The following is a 21,814-nucleotide window of genomic DNA, read 5'->3' on the forward strand; positions in this document are numbered from 1 at the left end:
GATGCCGCCCTTTTGCCGCGCCTTCAAAAGCCAGCCCTGCCGGTTGCAGGCCATCTCGGGCCTGCAAACCTGCGACATAAAAAAACGGCCCCGGGGTCACCCCCTGGCCGCTTTCACACCTCTTTCAGCATGTCCCAATCTCTACGTCAAAGCGGGCGCAGAGTCAATAAAAATCTCCAATTAAACCAATGAATTAAACGGTCTTCGCGTTTACGCTTTGTTAAGAATTCCGGCTCGTTCACTCCGCACTCTGTACGCCGCCCTGACCCGCCTGCCCCTGCTGCGCCTCAATCTTGCGCCAGCGCGCGACATTCTCATTATGCTCTGCAAGGGTCACCGCAAAGGCATGGCCCCCGGTGCCATCCGCAACAAAGAACACATAATCCGATTGGTCCGGATGCAGCGCCGCAGCAATCGAGGCCCGCCCCGGATTGGCAATCGGTGTCGGCGGCAACCCGTTAATAACATAGGTGTTATAAGGGGTGGAACGGCGCAGCTCGCTTTGCCGCAGCCCCCGGCCCAACACGCCCTCGCCCTTGGTAATCCCATAGATCACCGTCGGGTCGGTCTGAAGCCGCATCCCCTGCCGCAGCCGGTTGACAAAGACGCTGGCGACCAGCCCGCGCTCATCGGGAACCGCGGTTTCCTTCTCGATGATCGAGGCCATGATCATCGCCTGTTCCGGCGTGTCATAGGGCAGATCCTCGTCGCGCCCCATCCACAGATCGGCCATGATCCGTTCCTGATTGGCGCTCATCTGCGCGATCAGGCCCGCCCGGTCGCCGCCGCGAACCACGTCATAGCTTTGCGGTGCAAGGGATCCTTCCGGTGGCACGCCGGCAATCTCGCCCGACATGAAATCCACCTTTTTCAGCGCATCAACCACCGCCCAGGAGGTCACGCCCTCCACCACCGTCACCGTGAACCGCATATCGGGCTTTGCCGCCGCTTCGGTATAGTCCGCCGGCCGCTCAGCCGCATCGGGCGCGAATTTCGCCACTTCGACAAAGCGGTTGGTCGCCGGGTCCAGCTCGCGCAGCACCACATTCGCGCTGGCCACACCAATCACCAGCTGGATCTCCTGCCCGCAGGTCGAAGCCCCGCCCAGCGTCAGCGCCCCCAGCACGTCATCCATCGTGGCACCGGGAGGAATCAGGTAAGAGCCGAATTTCAGATCCTTGGCCCGCCCCGAATATTCCGCGCCGATCCGGAATATCCGCGCATCGGCCACCGCACCGCGCGTCTCAAGGGTGCGCGAGACCGAGGCGAGGCTTGCGCCCCGCTCGACCTGCACACAGACCGCCTCCGTCAGCGGCCCGGGGCTGACATAGACATTGCGCCCCCAGGCCACCAGCGCCGCCGCCGCGATCAACAGAACGATGAATAACGTCAGCGCGTTAGAGGCGATACTTTTCCACATAGATTACTTGACCTTACCAAGAACAAGGCTCGCATTGGTGCCGCCAAAGCCAAAGCTGTTCGACAAAGCGATATCGATCTTGCGTTCGACCTTCCTGTTCGCAGCCAGATTCAGCTTCGGCGCCACTGCCGGATTATCAAGATTGATCGTCGGCGGCGCCACCTGGTCGCGGATTGCGAGGATACAGAAAATCGCCTCTACCGCTCCGGCCGCCCCCAGCAGGTGACCGATCGAGGATTTGGTCGACGACATCACCGCATTACCCGCCGCATCGCCCAGAAGGCGCTCCACCGCCCCCAGCTCAATCGTATCCGCCATGGTCGAGGTGCCATGTGCGTTGATGTAATCCACCTGGTCGGGCGTGATCCCGGCCCGTGCCAGCGCCGCTTTCATCGAACGGAAGCCACCATCGCCATCTTCCGACGGTGCGGTGATGTGATAGGCATCACCCGAAAGACCATAGCCGAGAACCTCGGCATAGATCTTCGCGCCGCGGGCTTTTGCGTGCTCATATTCTTCCAGCACCACCACGCCCGCGCCCTCGCCCATCACGAATCCATCACGGTCCGCGTCATAGGGTCGGCTGGCTTTGGTCGGATCATCGGCGCGTTTCGTCGACAGCGCCTTGCAGGCGTTGAACCCGGCAATCCCGATTTCCGAGATCGGGCTCTCCGCCCCGCCCGCCACCATCACATCGGCATCGCCGAAGCTGATCAGCCGCGCCGCATCGCCAATCGCATGCGCCCCGGTCGAACAGGCCGTGACAACCGCATGGTTCGGCCCCTTGAAACCGAAACGGATCGAGACCTGGCCCGAGATCAGGTTGATCAGCGCGGCCGGGATGAAGAAGGGCGAAACCCGCTTCGGCCCTTTCTCTTTGATCAGCAGCGCGGTGTCCGCAATCGTCGAAAGCCCGCCGATCCCAGAGCCGATCATCACGCCGGTGCGCTCGCGGTCTTCTTCAGAAGCCGGCTCCCAGCCCGAATCCCGGACCGCCTGCACCGCCGCCGCCACCCCGTAAATGATGAAGTCATCGACTTTGCGCTGCTCTTTCGGCTCCATCCAGTTATCGGGATTGAAGGTGCCATCGCTGCCATCGCCCCGCGGGATCTCACAGGCATATTGCGTAACCACATTCGACGCATCAAACCGCGTGATCGGGCCCGCGCCGGATTTCCCCTCCAGCAGGCGGCTCCAGGTCTCTTCCACACCGGAGGCCAGCGGTGTGACCATTCCCAGACCCGTAACGACGACACGGCGCATATGTGCACTCCCTCGAAAGGCGATCATTTCCCTTCGCCTGATACACGCGCGCCCGCGCGCCCGCAACAGAAGGGGTAGAAGGCGGGCAAAGCAACGCCAACCTTATGGATACGAATGCGGCCTTCAGGGCGAGGTCGCCACGCGCCATGCCTCGGGCAAGACAATCAGGAGCGAGGCCAGCTGCCCGCCTTCCTCCTCAACGCAGTCAATCCGCACCAGGGCCGAAGGCGGCCCGCCCGCCGCCCGATCCAGCACCTGCCCCCCGGCGATATCGCAATCCTGATCGGTGAAAACCTGCCCCGCCAGCAAATCCCTGACCGTCACCGGCGCGATCCGTTGCGGCTCGCCCAGCGCCGCCGCGATCCCGTCAAGCCGCGCCCCGATCCCCGCGACCAGCACCGCCCCCTCGCCGCGCCAGGACCAGCCGGTGTCCAGGCTGATATGAATCTCTCCCCCGGGGGCCAGTGACCCTTCAACCGGCGCCGGACCCGAATCCCCTTGCCCGCCGGCCCCGTAGGGAACACCCTGCGCCTCTGCCAGCACCTGCCAGGGATTGACCGCATCCGAACGCACAACCGCCCGCGTCATCCACCAGGTCGTGCCTGGCCCGGGTGCCTCTCGCGCCTGATCCTCGTCACGGCGCACCTGGTAGACTGGCGCCAGGCTTTCCGCCCCGCTCTGACGATCGACCACCACCAGAAACACCTCGCGCTGCTCGGAACTGTAAATGCCCAGATTGTCCCAGGTGCTGCGCAGCAGGAAAATGCTCTGCTCGCTAAAGCCGAAAATCTCGTCACGCAGATCGATGATATCCGGCGGCGTCGCCTGCGCTGCATCAGTCCCCGCCTGCAGAATCGCCAGTCCCAGCGCCAGATGCCATTTCATCCCCGTTCCCCCTGACCAAATCCCTCACCGCCGCAGGGTTGCACAGCCCAGAGCCCGGGTCAGCCGGCATCGGCGGGGTCCACTGCCAGAGGTCAGGATTTCCTGCCCCTCGCCCGCAACCCGGCAAGGCGCAGCACCAAAGCCTGCGCAAACAAAAAGGCTCCCCGAAACCGGGGAGCCTCTCTTATCCCGAAAGGGACAAAACGATCAGACAGCTTTCGAGATGAAGCCGACCGCATCGCCGAAGGTCTGGATGGTTTCAGCGGCGTCATCCGGAATTTCGATTCCGAACTCTTCTTCGAAAGCCATGACCAGCTCGACCGTGTCCAGCGAGTCAGCACCCAGGTCGTCGATGAAGGAAGCGGTCTCGGTGACCTTGTCCTCTTCAACGCCGAGATGCTCGACAACGATCTTTTTCACGCGATCTGCGATGTCGCTCATGTTTCGTCCTCTACTCCGTTCGCGGGGTCATGCCCCCGGCCTGGTTATCCGCACCGGGGATGGACTCCCCGATCACGGCAGCACCGGGGCGAGCCCCCGGATTCTGGCGGGCGCTATAGCACAGCCGCGCTCCATGGCAAATGCTTTCCAGGCCAAAGGTCAAGTGCCGACACCCCGCCGAACCCGCCCGAAGACCCAGAAAACCTCATATCAGCGCCTGTGTCCTGGCTCAGATCATCGCCATTCCGCCATTCACATGCAAAGTGGCGCCCGTGACATAGCCCGCCTCATCCGAGGCCAGATAGATCACCGCCGCCGCAATCTCTTCGGGGCGCCCCATCCGACCCGCAGGCACCGCCGAGAGAATCCCCCCCTTCTGTGCCTCATTCAGCTTGTCAGTCATCGCGGTCTCAATAAAGCCAGGTGCCACGCAGTTCACGGTGATGCCCCGGCTTGCGACTTCCGTAGCAAGGGCTTTCGACATCCCCACCAGCCCCGCCTTCGAGGCGCAGTAATTCGCCTGGCCCGGATTGCCCGTGGTGCCGACGACGGAAGAGATATTGATGATCCGCCCTTTGCGCGCCTTCATCATCCCCCGGATCGCGGCACGGCAGAGCCGGAAGCTCGCGGTCAGATTGACGTCGATGACGCTGGCCCAATCCTCATCCGACATCCGCATCGCAAGCCCGTCACGGGTGATCCCGGCATTGTTGACGAGGATATCGACCGATCCCATCGCCTCGCCTGCGCGTTTCACCAGGCCCTCGACCTCTTCCGCGACCGAGAGATTGCATTCCAGCACATGCGCCCGCGCGCCAAGCTCTGCCGCCAGCGCCTCCAAAGGCGCAACCCGCGTCCCCGACAGCCCGACCACCGCGCCGGCCTTATGCAACGCCCGCGCAATATCCGCGCCGATCCCGCCAGAAGCGCCCGTCACCAGCGCCGTCTTTCCCGTCAGATCAAACATAAACCATTCTCCCAAAGGCCTGAGGCCTTTTCATCTGTCTTTAAACATCCCGGGGCGGGACCATTGCCCGTGCCACTGGTTCGGGAAACCTATAGTCGCAGGGGGCCGGTTCCCGACCCGTGCCCCCTTTCAAAAGCCTCAGCCCTTCAGCGCTGCCACATCCGCGGGCGTGCCCACAGGCTTCACAACGGCTTCTTTCTGGATCCGCCGGATCATCCCCGCCAGAGCCTTACCGGCGCCGACTTCCCAATATTCCGTGACGCCCGCACGTTCCATCCACAGAACCGATTCACGCCACCGGACCGAGCCGGTCACCTGCGCCACCAGAAGATCGGTGATCTTCGACGCCTCCGTCACTGCCTCGGCCCGCACATTGGCGACCAGCGGCACCACCGGGTCGGAAATCACCACCCCGGCCAGTGCCTCTGCCATCCGGGCCGCCGCAGGCTGCATCAGCGCGCAATGGAAAGGGGCGCTGACCGGCAAAAGGATCGCCCGCTTCGCGCCACGCGCTTTTGCGATTTCGACCGCACGCTCGACCGCGGCCTTATGGCCGGACACCACCACCTGGGCGGGGTCATTGTCATTCGCCGCCTGGCAGACTTCGCCCTGCGCCGCTTCTGCCGCCACCTCTGAGGCCGTCGCGAAATCAAGTCCGAGGAGCGCAGCCATCGCGCCGACGCCCACCGGCACCGCCTCCTGCATCGCGACGCCGCGCACCCGGAGCAGCCGCGCCGTATCCGCAAGGCTCAGACTGCCCGCTGCACAAAGCGCCGAATATTCGCCAAGGCTGTGCCCGGCCACGAAATCCGCCGTGCCCTTCAGCGGAAAGCCCTCGGCCTCCAGCACCCGCACTGCCGCAATCGATGTGGCCATCAGCGCCGGTTGCGCATTCTGCGTCAGCGTCAGTTCGGCGATATCGCCTTCGCGGATCAGGGCCGAGAGCTTTTCGCCCAAAGCCTCGTCCACCTCATCAAAGACGGCTTGCGCGACCGGCCAGGTCGCGGCCAGTTCCATTCCCATCCCGATCGCCTGAGCGCCCTGACCGGGAAAAACAAATGCACGGCTCATGCGTGATCCTCCATGAATTTCCCCCCAGATAGCGCGATCCCCCCCCTCTCGCAATGTTGAGCAAAAGCGCCGCACATACGCTGTGCCCTGATCCGCGATGTCACCTGGGCCCCGAAACTGCTACTCTGCCAGCCAGACACCTCTTCAGACCAATCCCGGAGCCCATAATGCAAGCCCGCAACACGGTTGCCAGTTATGGCCGCGTCAGCCGCATCTTCCACTGGCTGACCGCCGCCCTGATCATCACCACCTTCCCCCTCGGCCTGATCGCCGAAAACCTGCCCTATGCCACCTCGGAAGAACTCGCGCTCAAGGCGCAGCTCTTCTCAGTCCATAAGACATTGGGGGTCACGGTGTTCTTCGTGGCGCTGGCCCGTATCCTCTGGGCCCTGACCGAGACCCGCCCCGCGCCGGTCCATCCCGGCCGCAAACTCGAAACCTTCGCGGCCGAAGCGGTCCACTGGTCGCTCTATATCTCGCTGGTGCTCGTGCCCCTGACAGGCTGGATCCATCACGCGGCGGTTGATGGCTTTGCCCCGATCCTGTGGCCCTTCGGGCAAAACCTGCCCTTCGTGCCGAAATCCGAAACCATCGGCCAGGTCTTCGGCGCGGCCCATGGGCTTTTTGTCTGGATCCTGCTGGCCTCGCTGGTCCTCCATATTGCCGGGGCGCTGAAACATGTGATCATCGACCGCGATGAAACGCTGGCGCGCATGGTCAAAGGCACGCCCTCCATGGCTGGCCATCCGCATCAGGCCCGCGCGCCTGTCCTGGCCGCGCTCCTGCTCTGGGCCGCCGCCGGCTTTGCCGCATGGGAGATCAGCCGCCCCGCTACCACCCTGCCCAATACGGCTGTAGCCTCTGCCCCCACCCCGGATACGCAATCGCAGCCTGCGACCCCCGCCGACACCGGCGCCAACACCTGGCAGGTGGAAAGCGGCAGCCTCGCGCTTTCGGTGCAACAAATGGGCAGCGCCGTGGCAGGCCAGTTCGCCACCTGGTCCGCCGATATCATCTTCGAGGAAACCCCGACCGAAGGCCGCAACGGCACCGTCACCGTAAAGATCGACACCACAAGCCTCAGCCTCGGCTCGGTCTCCGACCAGGCGAAAGGTGCCGATTTCTTCGACGTGGCCAACCATCCCGGTGCCACCTTCACCGCAACCATCCGCCCCGAAGGCACGGCTTATATCGCCGAAGGCACGCTTGATCTGCGCGGCCAGGTGAAACCGGTCAGCCTGCCCTTCACCCTAACGATCACCGGCGATACCGCCGTGATGAAAGGCGAAACCACCATCGATCGCCGTGATTTCGGCATGGGTACCAGCTTCGGCGACGAATCCCAGGTCGGCTTCCCGGTCCTCGTCACCATCGAGCTGACCGCCAGACGCCAGAACTGACAGACCCCCGCCGTCCAATTTATACGCGCGCCCTCCTCCACGGGCGCGCGTATTTGTACGCCCCCGGGTTTTCGCAAAACACACAAGCCGCAACTTCCTCGTGCGAAGAATACTCCCGCCGGAAGCCTCCCAGACCGCCATAGAAAAAGGCCGCCCGGATCTCTCCGGACGGCCTGATATCTTCCTGCGTCGAAACCGGTCAGTCAGCCTTGCCGGCCTCGAGGTTGATCGTCACCGGCACTTCGTCGCTGACAAAGGGCGCCACCATGCCCAGGCCGTATTCCGACCGGATCAGCGTGGTGGTCGCGGTCAGACCGATCCACGGCTTTTTCTCCATCGGATGCTCGCCGGCCTGGTTCAGCACGGTGTCAAGCACCACCGATTTCGTCACACCGTTCAGCGTCAGGTCGCCGGTGATCTTCGCGGTCTTCTCGCCGGTCACCTCGATCGAGGTCGATTTGAAGGTCACGTCCTTGTTCACTTCGGCATTGAAGAAATCGGCGGTCATGAAGTGATCATAGCGCGCCTGGAAACCGGTGATCAGGGTCGAAACCGGGAAAGACACTTCCACCGACGATTCCGCCGGTGCATCCGCGTCGAAATTCACCACGCCGTCAAAGCCCGAGAACATGCCGTAATTGGTCGAGAAACCAAGGTGATTATAGCTGAAAAGGATCTGGCTGTGCCCCGGATCGACATTGTACTTCACGGCTTCTGCAAAAGCGGGGGCGGTGAAAGCAGCCAGGGCGGCGGCAAGAGCGAAAGAAAGCGGACGGTTCATACCTGTCTCCATGAATGGACTTAAGATGGTGCGAGACTGCCGGTCATGCTGCAGCCGCACAATCCGGCAGGAGCGAACAGCATCCCTGCACCTGTGAACAGTCACAATTCCGCCAGACCTTCCGTGAACGGCGGGCTTTTGCCATTGTCCCGGCTGCCGCCCTTCGTCCTTGCGCCCATCTGCTTTCCCTGTATAAGGCCCCATCCTTTCCGAATACCCATGAACCGGCGTAGCCTCTCGTGGACGGGCCCGGAAAGGTCTTTGCCCGTCCTATGAAGCCGCCCTGTCAGCAAGGAAGCCTCATGCCGCTTTACGAGCATGTCTTCATCGCGCGCCAGGATCTCTCCAACGCGCAGGCCGAAGGCCTCATCGAACATTTCTCCACGGTTCTCGCAGATAACGGCGGCAAAGTCGTCGAGCACGAGTACTGGGGCGTCAAAACGATGGCCTATAAGATCAACAAGAACCGCAAGGGCCATTTCACCCTGCTGAAGTCGGATGCTCCGGCTGCTGCAGTGCAGGAAATGGAACGTCTGATGCGTCTGCATGACGACGTGATGCGTATCCTGACCATCAAGGTCGATAAGCATACCGAAGGCCCCTCGGTTCAGATGCAGAAACGTGACGAGCGTGAAGGCCGTGGCGACCGCGAAGGCGGCGACCGTGGCGGTTACGAACGCCGCGAGCGTCGCTGATCAACGCCTGAAGAAAGGTCCATAAACCATGGCGAATAAACCGTTTTTCCGCCGCCGCAAGGTTTGCCCCTTCTCGGGCGACAATGCACCGGCAATCGACTACAAAGACACCCGTCTCCTGCAGCGCTACGTATCCGAGCGCGGCAAGATCGTTCCGTCGCGCATCACCGCCGTCTCGGCGAAGAAACAGCGTGAACTGGCACGGGCCATCAAGCGCGCACGTTTCCTCGCGCTTCTCCCCTATGCCGTGAAGTGAGGAGCACCGAACCATGCAAGTGATCCTGCTCCAGCGCGTGGCGAAACTCGGCCAGATGGGCGAAGTCGTCAACGTCAAGCCGGGCTATGCCCGCAACTACCTCCTGCCGCAAGGCAAGGCGCTGCGCGCCAATGAGGCCAACATCAAGTCCTTCGAGGCGCGCAAGTCGCAGCTCGAAGCCGACAACCTCGAGACCAAAAAAGAAGCCGAAGCCGCCGCTGCAAAGATCGACGGTCAGACCTTCATCGTGATCCGTTCGGCCTCCGAATCGGGCGCGCTTTACGGTTCGGTCACCGGTCGTGACGTATCCGAAGCGGCTACCGCTGCGGGCTACACCATCGCCCGTGGCCAGGTCGCACAGGACCAGCCGATCAAGTATCTCGGCATCCACCCGATCACCGTCGTGCTGCATCCGGAAGTTTCGGTCAGCGTTTCGGTGAACGTGGCCCGTTCGGTCGAAGAAGCTGCTCTGCAGGCTTCGGGCAAGTCGGTCCAGGAACTCGCAGCCGAGGCGGAAGCCCAGGCGGAATTCGAGATCTCCGAGCTGTTCGACGAGATGGGCTCTGCCGCGTCGGAAGACGAATAATCAAATCCGGATCTCCGGATCGAAAGGCCGCGCCCCACCGGGCGCGGCCTTTTTCATTCGCGGATCCCTGCGGCGGATCCCTGCCCCGGCCGGCAGGTTTCCCTTGCCCTGCCCTGTGCTCCTCGTTAGTCAAAAATAGTTATACTATCACATAACGAATCGCGGAGCCTTCCGCCCGATCCAGGGGATAAAGACCATGGCCACCCTCCTTCACCGCCCGCTGCTCCTCGGCGTGCTTGCTTTCACCGCCTCGCTTTCGCTTGCCATGGCCGATACTGCAAAGAAAGATCATGACCATTCGCATGACCATTCCCACAGCCATGACGAGGCGAAGAGCCAGATTTACAAGGGATACTTCGAAGACAGCCAGATCGGCGACCGCGCGCTTTCGGATTGGGAAGGCGACTGGCAATCGGTCTATCCGCTGCTGAAAGACGGCACGCTTGACCCTGTTATGGCTGAAAAGGCCGCGCATGGCGACAAATCTGCGGCAGAATACAAAGCCTATTACGAGACTGGCTATGCCACCGAAACCGACCGCATCACCATCACCGGCGACCAGATCACCTTCCAGACCGCTGAAGGCGCGGCAACCGGCACCTATGCCGCGGATGGTTATGAGATCCTGTCCTATGAAAAGGGCAATCGGGGTGTTCGCTTCATCTTCAGAAAGACCGCCGGCGATGCGCAGGCGCCAGGCTTCATCCAGTTCAGCGACCATATCATCGCCCCCGAAAAATCCGGGCATTTCCATCTCTATTTCGGCGATGACCGTGCAGAACTGCTGAAAGAGCTGACCAACTGGCCCACCTATTATCCGGCCGGTCTCAGCGGGGCAGAGATCGTCTCCGAGATGAACGCGCACTGACCCCGCACAACACAGAAACGAGGCAGGCAAACACAGCAGACCAAAGAAAAAAGGGCGGCCAGAAGGCCGCCCTTTCCAATTCGTTCCCGCCGATCAGCAGGAATAATACATCGCATATTCAATCGGGTGCGGCGTATGCTCATAGGCATAAACCTCTTCCCATTTCAGGGCGATATAGGATTGCAGCTGGTCTTTGGTGAACACATCGCCTGCGACCAGGAAGTCCATGTCCTTTTCCAGCTCTTCCAGAGCCTCACGAAGCGAGCCGCAAACGGTCGGGATCGCGGCCAGTTCTTCGGGCGGCAGGTCGTAGAGGTCTTTATCCGATGCCGGGCCCGGATCTATCTTGTTCCTGATGCCGTCAAGGCCAGCCATCAGCAGCGCTGCAAACGCCAGATAGGGGTTCGCGACCGGATCGGGGAAACGCGCTTCGACACGCTTTGCCTTCGGCGATTCCGTCCACGGAATACGAACGCAGCCCGAGCGGTTGCGGGCCGAATATGCCCGCAGAACCGGTGCTTCAAAGCCCGGGATCAGACGCTTGTAGCTGTTGGTCGACGGGTTGGTCAGCGCGTTCAGCGCTTTCGCATGCTTCAGGATGCCGCCGATGAACCACAGGGCTTCCTGTGACAGGTCAGCATATTTATCGCCTGCGAAGAGCGGCTTGCCGTTCTTCCAGATCGACATGTTCACATGCATCCCCGAGCCGTTGTCACCCTTCATGGGTTTTGGCATGAAGGTCACGGTCTTGCCGTAAGCATGCGCCACATTGTGGATCACATACTTGTATTTCTGCATGTTGTCGGCCTGTTCGACCAGACCACCGAAGATCATCCCCAGCTCGTGCTGGCAGGTGGCGACCTCATGGTGATGCTTGTCGACCTTCATGCCCATACGCTTCATGGTCGAGAGCATCTCGCCGCGCAGGTCCTGGGCCTCATCCACCGGATTGACCGGGAAGTAGCCGCCTTTATGGCCGGCGCGATGGGCGAGGTTGCCACCTTCGATTTCGGCATCGGTATTCCAGGCAGCCGCCTCGGCGTCGATCTGGAACGACACCTTCTGCGGCGTGATCGAATAGCGCACGTCGTCGAAGATGAAGAATTCAGCTTCCGGGCCGAAGAAAGCCGTATCGCCAATCCCCGTGGCTTTCAGATAGGCCTCTGCCTTGGTCGCGGTCTGACGCGGGCAACGGTCATAGGCCTCGTTGGTGTCGGGTTCGACCACGTTGCAATGCACCGCGAGCGTTTTCTCGGCATAGAAGGGGTCGAGATAGATCGAGGTCGGATCCGGAATCAGTTTCATGTCGGACTGATCAATCGACTTCCAGCCCGCGATCGACGAGCCGTCGAACATGAAGCCTTCTTCGAACCAGTCTTCATCAATCAGATCAACAACCAGCGTGACATGCTGGAGCTTGCCTTTCGGGTCGGTGAAGCGGACGTCGACATATTCGACTTCCTCGTCCTTGATCAGTTTGAGAGCCTTCGCAACCGCGCTCATCTGACTGCCTTTCGTTCAGGGTTAACACTCGCCGGGCCCGCGCCGTCTGCGCCTGCCCGTATTCGGAAATTCGTATGATCAGATCGCCGGATCAGATCATCGGGTCAGATCGCATCATCGCCGGTTTCGCCGGTGCGGATGCGGATCGCCTGTTCGACCGGAGAGACAAAGATCTTGCCGTCGCCGATCTTGTCGGTGCGCGCGGCCGAAACGATGGCCTCGACGGCCGCCTCGACCATGTCATCCGCCAGGATCACTTCGATCTTCACCTTGGGCAGGAAGTCGACAACATATTCGGCCCCGCGATAAAGCTCGGTATGGCCCTTCTGGCGACCGAATCCTTTGACCTCGGTGACCGAGAGCCCCTGGATTCCGGCTTCCTGCAGGGCTTCCTTGACCTCATCAAGTTTGAAGGGCTTGATGATCGCCTCAACCTTCTTCATCCGCCGACTCCTCCGTTCTTGTCTCTGACCATCGACCATTTTCGCATCAGACGGGCAATCGCGATGCCCCGGCAAGCGCGCAAGCCGGGCGGAAATTCGCGCGACATGCACAATAATTAAGCACACAGTCACAAAAACAGGCGACGCTGGAACGCCCATGCAGCAAACAGGCAAAAAATGAGCATAGTTCTGACCTCGGCGCAGATGAGGGCGGTTGAAAATGACGCCATTGCCTCGGGAGCGGTCACCGGGCTGGAACTGATGGAGCGCGCCGGTCAGGCGGTGGTTGATGCGATTATCGCCTCATGGCCCGCCGCGCGACCGCTGTCGGGGCGTGCCATGATCTTCTGCGGCCCGGGCAATAATGGCGGCGATGGGTTTGTCATCGCGCGGCTGCTGCATGATCAGGGCTGGAGCGTTGATGTCTTTCTGACCGGCGATCCGGCACGCCTGCCGGCGGATGCGCGCATCAACCGCGACCGCTGGCTGCAACTCGGCCCGATCCGGGACCCTGCCGCCTGCGATCCCTGGGATGCCAGGCCCGATCTGGTGGTGGATGCCCTGCTCGGGACTGGCATCTCGCGCCCGATATCCGGGGCGATGCTCACCGCGCTGGAAAAGCTCAGCGAAGCAGTGGCGCTGGCAGAGGTACTTTCACTCGCAGTCGATCTTCCCTCGGGGCTTTGTGCTGACAGCGGTAAGGCCTTCGGCAACCTGATCGCTGTCGACCTGACCGTCACCTTCGGCTTTTTCAAATGCGGCCATTTTCTCGCAGACGGCCCCTCCTTTTCCGGCAGGCTTGTCTGCTGCGATATCGGGCTGGATCCGCAGGCGCCGTCACGGCTTTTTCGCCGCAGTTATACCAACGGCAGGCACGGGGAATATGACATGTCTGCGCTGATCCGGATCGAAGATGGCCGCAGCCTACGCCCGGGATTTTCGGGCAGGAAAGGCAGGCTCGACAAGGGCTGGCAAGACACCGGCGGCCATAAATTCAGCCATGGCCATGCGCTGGTCGCAGGCGGGGCCGCCGGGCGCAGCGGTGCGGCGCGGCTTTCGGCCCGCAGCGCGTTGCGGATCGGTGCAGGCCTTGTGACCCTGGCAAGCCCGCCGGAGGCAATGGCCGAGAACGCGGCGCGGCTTGATGCGATCATGCTGTCACCGGTCGCCGATGCTGCGGCCCTGTCCGCTTTGCTTGAAGACCCGCGGATCAACGCGCTTTGTATTGGCCCTGCCCTTGGGACCGGTTCTCGCGAGGCCGGGCTGCTTCGGGCGGTGCTGGACACCGGTCGGCCTGCGGTGCTGGATGCAGATGCACTGACCCTGCTGGCAGGCCATCCCGACCTCTTTGCGCGATTGCATAAGGATACGGTTCTGACTCCGCATGGTGGCGAATTCGCGCGTCTCTTTCCCGAAATTGCAGCGCAACTGACGGCACCACCCGGCCCGGCACCAGCCTGTTCGCGCATAGACGCCGCGCGCGCGGCGGCGCGGCAGGCGGGTTGTATCGTTTTGCTGAAGGGGCGCGACACTGTGATCGCCGATCCTGCTGGCGCCGTGGTCATCAATTCGGCAGCCTATGGACGAGAGGCGCCCTGGCTCGCGACAGCAGGATCAGGGGACGTCCTTGCCGGGATCATCACCGGAGTGCTGGCGCGCGGGATCGGTGCATTTGAAGCCGCCTGTCTCGGCGCCTGGCTTCATGTAGAAGCGGCGCGCAGCTTTGGTCCGGGGCTGATCGCGGAAGATCTGCCTGAGGCGCTGCCAAAGGTTCTCAGCGCGACAGGGCGGTGGAGGGAGCCTCTGGCCGCCTTCGGGTCGCCTCCGGCAGGCGTCTTTGTGTCAGGGTGACATGGCAAAGCGCGGCAGGCCAGGGCGCGGCGCCTTTAAACCAGGAGCACGGATCAGGCGGTGACCGGGGCCCCGGCACAATGCAGTTCCATGCCATTTGCATAGATGATTTCGTCGCCATCAAAGGCCAGCGTGAAAAGGCGGATCTCCGACACTGTCTCAAAGCGGATGTAATCGCCGTCGCACAGGCGCCGTGCCTCGATCATGGCAACGTCCTGACCATAAAGGGCCCGGGCGCGCCAGTCGCGCAGCATGATTTTCTGGCCCGGCGCAAGGAAGCAATCGGCTTCCGGGCGGTCATGGCCAAGCGCCGACGCGTTGACGCGGATCATACCGGCATCGCGCATCACCGAAACTTTGATCGATTTCAGAACTTTAGCGCCGGACCGGGTGATAACATGGTCACCCGGGGCGAGAAACTGAACCGGCAAATCACCCTCAAGGGTGAGGACAGTGGTGCCGACCGTAAGACCGGTCTCTGCGGTGGCTTCGACAGCCGGAAGGCCGGTTTCAACGCTGAGGAGGCTTTCGATCATCATGGTCTCAATCCCTGATCTTCGCGCTATCCGGCCCAGTTTTGCCCCGAACTATGGCAGGAATTGGTCAGGGCTGCGCTTATTTCCAGGCTTTTGCCGCCAGATGCACCGGTTTTGTGGCAGGAATGTCCGTCTTCCGGCTGGATTGTCGCGATGATTTTCCGCTCGCATCCCAATCGAGCCTTTGCTAGAAGGGCGCGGATTTTCCGGGCATATGCGGGGGCCGGCCTGTCACATCAGGGTCTGGTCCCCGTTTCGTTATCCTGGAAGAACATGAGCGATGCGGGTGTGGCGGAATTGGCAGACGCACCGGATTTAGGTTCCGGCGCCTTACGGCGTGGGGGTTCAAGTCCCTCCACCCGCACCATTTGAGGATTGGGAAGGTAAACAGATGCAGGTCACCGAGACCCTGAAAGACGGCCTGAAGCGCGGCTATACCATCACGGTGACCGCGGCAGAGCTGGATGCGAAAGTGCAGGAAAAGCTGCTCGAAGCGCAGCCCGACATTGAAATCAAGGGCTTCCGCAAGGGAAAGGTGCCGCTGGCGATTCTGCGCAAGCAGTTTGGCGACCGCCTGATGGGCGAAGCAATGCAGGATGCCGTCGATGGTGCCATGAAGGACCATTTCGAGGCAACCGGCGACCGCCCGGCGCTGCAGCCCGAAGTCAAGATGGCAGGCGGCGAAAGCTGGTCGCCCGAGAAGGACGTCGTGGTCGAGGTCGCCTATGAGACCCTGCCCGAGATCCCGGAACTCGACACCGCGAAAGTCGAACTGGAAAAGCTGGTCGTGAAGGCCGCCGAATCCGATGTGGACGAAGCGCTGAAAAACCTCGCCGACAATGCGAAAGATTTCGAAGCCCGCAAGAAAGGCTCGAAAGCCAAAGAGGGCGATCAGGTCGTGATCGATTTTGAAGGTTTCGTCGATGGCGAAGCTTTCGAGGGCGGCAAGGGCGAAGGCTATCCGCTGGTTCTGGGCTCGAACAGCTTCATCCCCGGTTTCGAGGATCAGCTGACCGGTGCCAAAGCCGGTGACGAGGTTGAGGTCAAAGTGACCTTCCCGGCCGAATATGGCGCGGCACATCTGGCCGGCAAAGAAGCCCTCTTCAAATGCACCGTGCATGAGGTCAAGGCGCCGAAAGCCGCCGAGATCGACGACGAGCTGGCGAAGAAATTCGGCGCCGAAGATCTTGCAGGTCTGAAAACCCAGATCGGTGAGCGTCTCGAAGCCGAATATAAAGGTGCTTCGCGCGCCGTTCTGAAACGTGCCCTGCTGGACCAGCTGGATGGTCTCGTGTCGTTCGAGCTGCCGTCGAAACTGGTCGAGGCGGAAGCCAGCCAGATCGCGCATCAGCTCTGGCATGAAGAGCACCCGGAAGAGCATGGCCATAACCACGGCAATATCGAAGCAACCGACGAGCATAAGAAGCTCGCCGAGCGCCGCGTGCGTCTGGGCCTCCTGCTCGCAGAAATCGGCCGCAAGGCTGAGGTCACCGTGTCCGATGCCGAGATGACCCAGGCCGTGATCCAGACTGCCCGCCAGTATCCGGGCCAGGAGCGCGCCTATTTCGAATTCGTGCAGAAGAACCCGCAGATCCAGCAGCAGCTGCGCGCACCGATCTTCGAAGACAAGGTTGTCGATCACATCGTCGGCCTCGCGAAAGTGACCGAGAAAGACGTCTCGAAAGACGATCTGCAAAAGGCGGTCGAGGCTCTGGACGAGCTCTGATCTTCCTGTGAGTCGATGAGAACGGGCCGCACCTTCGGGGGCGGCCTTTTTCTTTGGACGGTTCCTCGTCCGGCTCTGCCCTTGCCCTGGCGCGGCCAGCCGGATTAGGGTCTGCGGCAATACCCCTTAGAGACCGACATGACAGTGACAGCCGATCCCGCCATCCTGCAGACCCGCCTGCCCTTTTTGCCCTGGATGGATCCGCGCAGCAGCCGCCTGCCTGGCATCCAGCCCCTGACCGATGACAGCTGGATCGCGCGCGACGAGGCTTTCGCCGGCCAGATGGCGCGGCGCGACACGCTGATCACTGATATCCCCGACCGCGTCCATGCGCTTTTGCCCGAGGCAGAACCTTCCGCGCGCGAGCTTTATGACATGGTCCTGGCGCGGTTGGCTCGCGATCCGGGCTATCGGTTTTCGGCGGATGGTGCTGCGATCACGCGCCCCGATGGCGTCACGATCCGCCCTGAACCTGACCAGCCGCTGCTGACGCTCGGGCGGCTGGTGCAGGAGGATCTCTGCATTTTAGAGACCGGCGAGGACAGCCATCGCCTGACCGGCGCGCTTTTGTGTTTCCCGGCGGGCTGGACGCTCTCGCAAAAGATCGGCCGCTCGCTTTTGCGCATCCATGAGCCGGTCGAGCCCTATGATGAGCGCCTCGCCCGGGGGGTGCAGCGGCTTTTTGATGCGATCCGGCCGGAACAGCCGCTCTGGCGGATGAATTACCTGACCTATGACGATCCGGAGCTGCATCAGCCGCGCCCCGAAAGCCAGCCGCGCCCACGGCCACAAGAGCACCGCTATATCCGCTGCGAGAAGCAGGCCCTGATCCGGCTGCCGGTCACCAGGGCGGTGGTGTTTGCGATCCATACCTGGCTGGTCCGGGCCGATACGGTGACGGCGGACGAACATGCCGCCTTGCTGGCAGCGGTGCATTGACCGGCGTCGGGGAGACGCCCCTCGCTGCAAAGTCTGCGGATTATTCGCTGCGGCTGCGGATCTTGCGCAGGTCTTCGCCCCTGAAATGGGCGAGCCCGGCACGGATCGCACCATAGGGTAACGCGAAAGCGATCATCCAGCAGCCGAGGATGAGCGCAGCCCCTTCCCCCGCCGCATGGCGCAAGCTGCGTGTCAAAGAGATGCTCTCTGCGCTTGTCCCGGGCAATTGTTCCGGAACGCCGTCAGCGCGGCCCGGTATTCTCGCGGTCTCCGCCGCATCCTGCTGCGGGTTGCGCAGCATATCCCGGATCGCGGCAAGCTCATCCGTCAAGGGCGGCGCCCCGGCAGTCTCAGACTGCCCTGCCACCGCCGCAGCCTGATCTGTACAGAGGGGCGTGGTGAGAGCTGTGGCCTGCGCCAGGGGCGCGGCCCCGGCAGGCGCGACGCGCCCCCGAAACAGGTCGCGATAGGCGGCGTCAATGTCTTTTGGCGCGCGGACAAAAGCATTGGGCCGGGTAAGCTCTGACGCGCGGTGCAGAATTCCGGCCCCGCCCAGAACCGCGCGCCCGGTGCCGGACGCCGAAGGCAGAAAGCGACCGGTATGGCCGAGCCGCTCTTCGGGGATCCGCAATCTTCCGGCGCGCAGATCGCCGCCGAAATCCTTGGCACTGCTGCCACAGCGCGCAAGGATGCCAGAAACAGTCTCGCGCCCGATCTTCAGGGCGACGCGGGCAAAAGCGCGCGGCTCGAACGGGGGCTTCTGACTGCCCTCTGCCCAGATTGCCGGACGGGACTCATCACTGTCACTTTTCATCATCTTTAAATCCGTCGCTCACATAAATCGCGAAACCACACCAGCGGCCCCGGCCCTTGCACAACTCACGCCCCGGACGCCCCCCTGCTCAGGGCCCCTCCTGCCGGAATGTCAGGCGGCAGGAATGCGCCTGGGAAAAGACCTGAAACCGGCACAATCATGGCATTGTTCCGGGTTTTGCAGGCAATTCGGCCCGGACCTGCTTACCGTCCGAAAGCGGGCAACACGCGGATCAATTTGCACCCATCACCTGGCCACCATCCCCGAATGCCGCACCGGGCGGGCTCAGCACATCGGCATCACCCTGCCGATGTCCCGACCGCCGAGAATGGCCAGTGCCAGCGCCCGCATCGGCGGCGCCGCGACAATATCGGTACTGTCGCGCAGCCGGTCAAAGCCAAGCCGGGCCGCGTAGAAAACCGCTGCCCGCTCTGCCGCGCGGCGCTGTGACAGGCCTGCGCTCACCAGCAGATCCTGCACCTGCGCAAGCCGCCAGCCATCAACACGCGCAAGCGCCGCCGCCACCAGGGCATCACACCGCGCCCAGTCGCGAATCGCGCGTTCGATCATCACGGCACAAGGCGCATCGGGGTCACCGTCTCTGATTGCGGCGGAGGGGGGAGCAATGGCCTCATCCGCCAGTTCCAGCAGGCGCGCCAAAGCGAGCCGGGGGGCGCCGCTTTCAGCCGGGGCGAGAGACAGAACCGGCTGTTGCGAGGTCCGCTCCCACAGCGCAATCACTTCGAGACGATAGGCCGCCAGATCGGGGAAGAACCCGTAAAACCCGGCCCTTGATGCCCCCGGGCAATCACAGAGAACCGCAATATTCAGCGCAGGATGCCCGGATCGGGCGAGCAATGCAAAGGCCCGGATCAGCCAGTCACTGCGGCTCAGCCGCGCGGGCCCGGTGAAACCGGGCACCCGCCAGGCGGTCGCGGGCATTTGTGTCAGGCCAGCCTCGACCAGTGTCTTCGGGCCGGTGTCTGCCAGGGTGGATCCACCCTGCCCCGGCGCCCGTTGCGACATGGCGCGATGAATGCCGCCCGAAGCAAAGACCTGGCCGCAGGGAGAGGTTTTCCGGTCGTGTCGGTCGCTCCGGTCCTCTGGTCGCAGCAGCAGTCTCATCGCCGGCTCCTTCAGTCGCCATAGGGTCCTTCCCCGGAGACTGAAGCCCAGAAGTTAAGGAATCGCTGCAAGCCGCCGCGTATTCCAGGGCCTTTTCTGCGGCTGCTGCGGCACCAACGGCACCCGCCCAGAGCGTGCGTCAGAGGTCGATATAGCGCCCCACCCGCGCCGCACCGCCAGAAACCGGGGTAAACCGCAGGTCGATGCCCTTTTCGTCAAGCCGGTAGCAAACGGCCTCGGCCCCGGGCCATAACAGGCAGACCGTCTCGTCGCCGAGGCTCCACCGCCCCCAGGTCTCACCCGAGAGGACACGGCCATCGGCAAAGAACCCCCAGGTCACGCCATCCGGAAAACCGATGGTCCGTGCGGCCAGCACCGTCTCGACCCGGTCATCCGGCACCGTCGCCCAGTCCGCCGCCGCATGCGCCATACCGGCCGCAAGGCTCAACACCAGCGCCCCGGCTTTCCACATCCGTCCTGCCATTTCGACCTGCCATTTCTGTGCGCCATTTCTGCGCATCTGTTCCTGCGATTGCTTGCACCTGCCCCGACCGCTCTTTAAGGGAAGGCCAACCAAGCCGCCAGTCAGAGGTCCGTGATGATCCCGCGTTATTCCCGCCCCGAAATGGTCGCCATCTGGTCGCCCGAGACCAAATTCCGCATCTGGTACGAGATCGAGGCCCATGCCTGCGACGCCCAGGCCGATCTCGGCGTGATCCCGCGCGAGAATGCGAACGCCGTCTGGAAGGCAAAGGATGTGGCCTTTGACGTGGCGCGGATCGACGAGATCGAAGCCGTCACCAAACATGACGTGATCGCCTTCCTCACCCATCTGGCCGAGATCATCGGCGCCGATGAGGCGCGCTTTGTTCATCAGGGCATGACCTCTTCCGATGTGCTCGACACCACGCTGAACATCCAGCTGGTGCGCGCCTCCGACATCCTGATCGCGGGCGTCGAACGGGTTCTGGCCGCGCTGAAAACCCGCGCCTTTGAACACAAGGACACCGTCCGCATCGGCCGCAGCCATGGCATCCATGCCGAACCGACCACGATGGGCCTGACCTTCGCACGGTTTTACGCCGAGATGGACCGCAACCTGCGCCGTCTGAAAGCCGCGAAAGACGAGATCCGCACCGGTGCGATTTCGGGTGCAGTCGGCACATTCGCCAATATCGACCCGCGCGTCGAGGAATATGTCTGCGAGAAGCTCGGGCTGGAGCCGGAGCCGGTCTCGACGCAGGTGATCCCGCGCGACCGCCATGCGATGTATTTCGCGGTGCTGGGTGTGATCGCCTCGTCGATTGAAAACATCGCCATCGAGATCCGCCATATGCAGCGGACCGAAGTGCTCGAGGCGGAAGAGTTTTTCTCGCCCGGGCAGAAAGGTTCCTCGGCGATGCCGCATAAGAGGAACCCGGTCCTGACCGAAAACCTCACCGGTCTTGCCCGGCTTGTGCGCATGTCGGTGGTGCCGGCGATGGAAAACGTGGCGCTCTGGCATGAGCGCGACATCTCGCACAGCTCGGTCGAGCGCGCGATCGGGCCTGACAGCACCGTGACGCTGGATTTCGCGCTGAACCGGCTGGCGGGTGTGATCGAAAAACTGGTGATCTACCCTGAAAACATGCTGAAAAACATGAACAGGTTCAAAGGGCTTGTGATGTCGCAGCGGGTGCTTCTGGCACTGACCCAGGCCGGTGTGTCGCGCGAAGACAGCTACCGTCTGGTGCAGCGCAACGCGATGAAGGTCTGGGAACAGGGCGCGGATTTCAAGACCGAGCTTCTTGGCGATGAAGAGGTGACCAAAGCGCTCTCCCCCGCCGAGATCGAGGAGAAATTCGACCTTGGCTACCATACCAAACATGTCGATACGATTTTTGCCCGCGTTTTCGGCAAATAAGTCCTGATACGGCGCAGCTGTCGCAGTTGTGACCCGCATTATGCCCCCCGTCCGCAGTTTCGCTGCGGGCGGTTTTTTTTCATGGCATCCTGCGGCGGTCGCCACTCCGGCGGCGGAACAGAGGAGGATTTAAGATGACGAGACCTCTGCGCGGGGCCGCACTGATCGCCGTGCTTCCCCTGATGCTGATGCCCGGCCTCGCCTCGGCGCGCGATTGTATGAAACCGAAAGACAGCACGGCGTCCCTTTGTACGCCCGGCGCGGTCTGGGATGAGGCAAGTGGCTCTTGCGTGATCCGGCCCGCAAGCTGACGGGCCCAAAGCCCCACTGAGATTGCCCGC

Annotated in this window: 23 protein-coding genes and 1 tRNA gene; 11 read left to right on the forward strand and 13 right to left on the reverse strand. The window is 62.4% G+C overall.

Translation table 11 applies throughout. The annotated features are described in order from the left end of the window. Window positions 1-238: 238 nt before the first annotated feature. The 6 genes from mltG to fabD form a co-directional block, all read right to left on the reverse strand. Complete coding sequence (gene mltG, locus M3484_RS09200; RefSeq protein WP_249496648.1) at window positions 239-1,420, reverse strand: endolytic transglycosylase MltG; 1,182 nt, start codon at window positions 1,418-1,420, stop codon at window positions 239-241. Between the two features lie 3 nt (window positions 1,421-1,423). Further along, window positions 1,424-2,683, reverse strand: coding sequence for a beta-ketoacyl-ACP synthase II (gene fabF, locus M3484_RS09205; protein WP_249496649.1), 1,260 nt, complete (start codon window positions 2,681-2,683; stop codon window positions 1,424-1,426). A 123-nt stretch (window positions 2,684-2,806) separates the two neighbouring features. Then, window positions 2,807-3,568 (reverse strand): hypothetical protein, encoded by a 762-nt coding sequence (locus M3484_RS09210; RefSeq protein ID WP_249496650.1) that lies wholly within the window; start codon window positions 3,566-3,568, stop codon window positions 2,807-2,809. A 207-nt stretch (window positions 3,569-3,775) separates the two neighbouring features. Beyond that, on the reverse strand, window positions 3,776-4,009 hold the full coding sequence (locus tag M3484_RS09215) for an acyl carrier protein (RefSeq protein ID WP_092896614.1): 234 nt from the start codon (window positions 4,007-4,009) through the stop codon (window positions 3,776-3,778). 229 nt (window positions 4,010-4,238) lie between these two features. Further along, the gene (fabG, locus tag M3484_RS09220) at window positions 4,239-4,976 is read right to left on the reverse strand and encodes a 3-oxoacyl-[acyl-carrier-protein] reductase (RefSeq protein ID WP_092896612.1); all 738 of its coding nucleotides are present in this window, start codon (window positions 4,974-4,976) and stop codon (window positions 4,239-4,241) included. Between the two features lie 138 nt (window positions 4,977-5,114). Next, a complete protein-coding gene (gene fabD / locus M3484_RS09225; protein WP_249496651.1) occupies window positions 5,115-6,047 on the reverse strand; it encodes an ACP S-malonyltransferase in 933 nt (310 codons plus the stop codon). A 167-nt stretch (window positions 6,048-6,214) separates the two neighbouring features. Here fabD and M3484_RS09230 point away from each other — a divergent pair, with 167 nt between their 5' ends. Beyond that, the gene (locus M3484_RS09230) at window positions 6,215-7,447 is read left to right on the forward strand and encodes a cytochrome b/b6 domain-containing protein (protein WP_249496652.1); all 1,233 of its coding nucleotides are present in this window, start codon (window positions 6,215-6,217) and stop codon (window positions 7,445-7,447) included. A gap of 199 nt (window positions 7,448-7,646) precedes the next feature. Here M3484_RS09230 and M3484_RS09235 read toward each other — a convergent pair whose 3' ends face one another. Then, complete coding sequence (locus tag M3484_RS09235; RefSeq protein WP_092896606.1) at window positions 7,647-8,228, reverse strand: YceI family protein; 582 nt, start codon at window positions 8,226-8,228, stop codon at window positions 7,647-7,649. A gap of 302 nt (window positions 8,229-8,530) precedes the next feature. Between M3484_RS09235 and rpsF the strand changes: the two genes are divergently transcribed. From rpsF to M3484_RS09255, 4 genes are all read left to right on the forward strand, one after another. Then, window positions 8,531-8,923 carry a 30S ribosomal protein S6 gene (rpsF, locus tag M3484_RS09240; protein WP_249496653.1) on the forward strand — a complete coding sequence of 131 codons (393 nt, stop codon included), beginning with the start codon at window positions 8,531-8,533 and terminating at the stop codon, window positions 8,921-8,923. A gap of 28 nt (window positions 8,924-8,951) precedes the next feature. Beyond that, a complete protein-coding gene (rpsR, locus tag M3484_RS09245) occupies window positions 8,952-9,179 on the forward strand; it encodes a 30S ribosomal protein S18 (protein WP_022704737.1) in 228 nt (75 codons plus the stop codon). A gap of 13 nt (window positions 9,180-9,192) precedes the next feature. Further along, window positions 9,193-9,765, forward strand: coding sequence for a 50S ribosomal protein L9 (gene rplI, locus M3484_RS09250; protein WP_092896601.1), 573 nt, complete (start codon window positions 9,193-9,195; stop codon window positions 9,763-9,765). Between the two features lie 196 nt (window positions 9,766-9,961). After that, entirely contained in the window at window positions 9,962-10,633 is a 672-nt protein-coding gene (locus M3484_RS09255; protein WP_249496654.1) for a ZinT family metal-binding protein, read from the forward strand. 93 nt (window positions 10,634-10,726) lie between these two features. Here M3484_RS09255 and glnA read toward each other — a convergent pair whose 3' ends face one another. Beyond that, complete coding sequence (glnA, locus tag M3484_RS09260) at window positions 10,727-12,136, reverse strand: type I glutamate--ammonia ligase (RefSeq protein WP_092896598.1); 1,410 nt, start codon at window positions 12,134-12,136, stop codon at window positions 10,727-10,729. Between the two features lie 104 nt (window positions 12,137-12,240). Further along, window positions 12,241-12,579, reverse strand: coding sequence for a P-II family nitrogen regulator (locus M3484_RS09265; protein ID WP_092896596.1), 339 nt, complete (start codon window positions 12,577-12,579; stop codon window positions 12,241-12,243). Between the two features lie 177 nt (window positions 12,580-12,756). Here M3484_RS09265 and M3484_RS09270 point away from each other — a divergent pair, with 177 nt between their 5' ends. Further along, entirely contained in the window at window positions 12,757-14,430 is a 1,674-nt protein-coding gene (locus M3484_RS09270) for an NAD(P)H-hydrate dehydratase (protein WP_249496655.1), read from the forward strand. 53 nt (window positions 14,431-14,483) lie between these two features. Here the strand turns inward: M3484_RS09270 and M3484_RS09275 are convergent, their stop codons facing one another. Next, window positions 14,484-14,966, reverse strand: coding sequence for a Hint domain-containing protein (locus M3484_RS09275; RefSeq protein WP_249496656.1), 483 nt, complete (start codon window positions 14,964-14,966; stop codon window positions 14,484-14,486). Between the two features lie 282 nt (window positions 14,967-15,248). Here M3484_RS09275 and M3484_RS09280 point away from each other — a divergent pair. The 3 genes from M3484_RS09280 to M3484_RS09290 all read left to right on the forward strand — a co-directional run bounded on the left by M3484_RS09280 (window position 15,249) and on the right by M3484_RS09290 (window position 17,631). Next, window positions 15,249-15,333, forward strand: a tRNA-Leu gene (locus M3484_RS09280). A gap of 24 nt (window positions 15,334-15,357) precedes the next feature. Beyond that, entirely contained in the window at window positions 15,358-16,692 is a 1,335-nt protein-coding gene (tig, locus tag M3484_RS09285; RefSeq protein WP_249496657.1) for a trigger factor, read from the forward strand. A 138-nt stretch (window positions 16,693-16,830) separates the two neighbouring features. Beyond that, window positions 16,831-17,631: a heme-dependent oxidative N-demethylase family protein gene (locus tag M3484_RS09290; RefSeq protein WP_249496658.1), complete on the forward strand. Its 801-nt coding sequence runs from the start codon at window positions 16,831-16,833 to the stop codon at window positions 17,629-17,631. 40 nt (window positions 17,632-17,671) lie between these two features. On the opposite strand, the gene M3484_RS09295 is transcribed toward M3484_RS09290, so the two are convergent. The 3 genes from M3484_RS09295 to M3484_RS09305 all read right to left on the reverse strand — a co-directional run bounded on the left by M3484_RS09295 (window position 17,672) and on the right by M3484_RS09305 (window position 20,090). Then, a complete protein-coding gene (locus M3484_RS09295; protein WP_249496659.1) occupies window positions 17,672-18,448 on the reverse strand; it encodes a hypothetical protein in 777 nt (258 codons plus the stop codon). A gap of 282 nt (window positions 18,449-18,730) precedes the next feature. Next, entirely contained in the window at window positions 18,731-19,570 is an 840-nt protein-coding gene (locus M3484_RS09300) for a hypothetical protein (RefSeq protein WP_249496660.1), read from the reverse strand. Window positions 19,571-19,709: 139 nt separating this feature from the next. Then, window positions 19,710-20,090, reverse strand: coding sequence for a hypothetical protein (locus M3484_RS09305; protein WP_249496661.1), 381 nt, complete (start codon window positions 20,088-20,090; stop codon window positions 19,710-19,712). Window positions 20,091-20,168: 78 nt separating this feature from the next. Between M3484_RS09305 and purB the strand changes: the two genes are divergently transcribed. Together purB and M3484_RS09315 are read left to right on the forward strand one after the other, a co-directional pair. Continuing rightward, window positions 20,169-21,473, forward strand: coding sequence for an adenylosuccinate lyase (purB, locus tag M3484_RS09310; protein WP_249496662.1), 1,305 nt, complete (start codon window positions 20,169-20,171; stop codon window positions 21,471-21,473). A gap of 134 nt (window positions 21,474-21,607) precedes the next feature. Continuing rightward, on the forward strand, window positions 21,608-21,784 hold the full coding sequence (locus tag M3484_RS09315; RefSeq protein WP_249496663.1) for a hypothetical protein: 177 nt from the start codon (window positions 21,608-21,610) through the stop codon (window positions 21,782-21,784). Window positions 21,785-21,814 lie beyond the last annotated feature (30 nt).

Origin of the sequence: Pseudomonas sp. GX19020, from assembly GCF_023371075.1 — a bacterium.
GTDB lineage: Bacteria > Pseudomonadota > Alphaproteobacteria > Rhodobacterales > Rhodobacteraceae > Pseudogemmobacter.

What these genes read in the sequence shown, in the direction of transcription:
- mltG (WP_249496648.1), bottom strand. Translation starts at nt 1,420, where the DNA reads ATGTGGAAAAGTATCGCCTCTAACGCGCTGACGTTATTCATCGTTCTG.
- M3484_RS09315 (WP_249496663.1), top strand. Translation starts at nt 21,608, where the DNA reads ATGACGAGACCTCTGCGCGGGGCCGCACTGATCGCCGTGCTTCCCCTG.
- M3484_RS09300 (WP_249496660.1), bottom strand. Translation starts at nt 19,570, where the DNA reads ATGAGACTGCTGCTGCGACCAGAGGACCGGAGCGACCGACACGACCGG.
- fabF (WP_249496649.1), bottom strand. Translation starts at nt 2,683, where the DNA reads ATGCGCCGTGTCGTCGTTACGGGTCTGGGAATGGTCACACCGCTGGCC.
- M3484_RS09210 (WP_249496650.1), bottom strand. Translation starts at nt 3,568, where the DNA reads ATGAAATGGCATCTGGCGCTGGGACTGGCGATTCTGCAGGCGGGGACT.
- M3484_RS09275 (WP_249496656.1), bottom strand. Translation starts at nt 14,966, where the DNA reads ATGATCGAAAGCCTCCTCAGCGTTGAAACCGGCCTTCCGGCTGTCGAA.
- M3484_RS09265 (WP_092896596.1), bottom strand. Translation starts at nt 12,579, where the DNA reads ATGAAGAAGGTTGAGGCGATCATCAAGCCCTTCAAACTTGATGAGGTC.
- fabD (WP_249496651.1), bottom strand. Translation starts at nt 6,047, where the DNA reads ATGAGCCGTGCATTTGTTTTTCCCGGTCAGGGCGCTCAGGCGATCGGG.
- purB (WP_249496662.1), top strand. Translation starts at nt 20,169, where the DNA reads ATGATCCCGCGTTATTCCCGCCCCGAAATGGTCGCCATCTGGTCGCCC.
- M3484_RS09230 (WP_249496652.1), top strand. Translation starts at nt 6,215, where the DNA reads ATGCAAGCCCGCAACACGGTTGCCAGTTATGGCCGCGTCAGCCGCATC.
- fabG (WP_092896612.1), bottom strand. Translation starts at nt 4,976, where the DNA reads ATGTTTGATCTGACGGGAAAGACGGCGCTGGTGACGGGCGCTTCTGGC.
- tig (WP_249496657.1), top strand. Translation starts at nt 15,358, where the DNA reads ATGCAGGTCACCGAGACCCTGAAAGACGGCCTGAAGCGCGGCTATACC.
- rplI (WP_092896601.1), top strand. Translation starts at nt 9,193, where the DNA reads ATGCAAGTGATCCTGCTCCAGCGCGTGGCGAAACTCGGCCAGATGGGC.
- M3484_RS09305 (WP_249496661.1), bottom strand. Translation starts at nt 20,090, where the DNA reads ATGCGCAGAAATGGCGCACAGAAATGGCAGGTCGAAATGGCAGGACGG.
- glnA (WP_092896598.1), bottom strand. Translation starts at nt 12,136, where the DNA reads ATGAGCGCGGTTGCGAAGGCTCTCAAACTGATCAAGGACGAGGAAGTC.
- M3484_RS09255 (WP_249496654.1), top strand. Translation starts at nt 9,962, where the DNA reads ATGGCCACCCTCCTTCACCGCCCGCTGCTCCTCGGCGTGCTTGCTTTC.
- M3484_RS09290 (WP_249496658.1), top strand. Translation starts at nt 16,831, where the DNA reads ATGACAGTGACAGCCGATCCCGCCATCCTGCAGACCCGCCTGCCCTTT.
- M3484_RS09235 (WP_092896606.1), bottom strand. Translation starts at nt 8,228, where the DNA reads ATGAACCGTCCGCTTTCTTTCGCTCTTGCCGCCGCCCTGGCTGCTTTC.
- rpsF (WP_249496653.1), top strand. Translation starts at nt 8,531, where the DNA reads ATGCCGCTTTACGAGCATGTCTTCATCGCGCGCCAGGATCTCTCCAAC.
- M3484_RS09295 (WP_249496659.1), bottom strand. Translation starts at nt 18,448, where the DNA reads ATGATGAAAAGTGACAGTGATGAGTCCCGTCCGGCAATCTGGGCAGAG.
- rpsR (WP_022704737.1), top strand. Translation starts at nt 8,952, where the DNA reads ATGGCGAATAAACCGTTTTTCCGCCGCCGCAAGGTTTGCCCCTTCTCG.
- M3484_RS09270 (WP_249496655.1), top strand. Translation starts at nt 12,757, where the DNA reads ATGAGCATAGTTCTGACCTCGGCGCAGATGAGGGCGGTTGAAAATGAC.
- M3484_RS09215 (WP_092896614.1), bottom strand. Translation starts at nt 4,009, where the DNA reads ATGAGCGACATCGCAGATCGCGTGAAAAAGATCGTTGTCGAGCATCTC.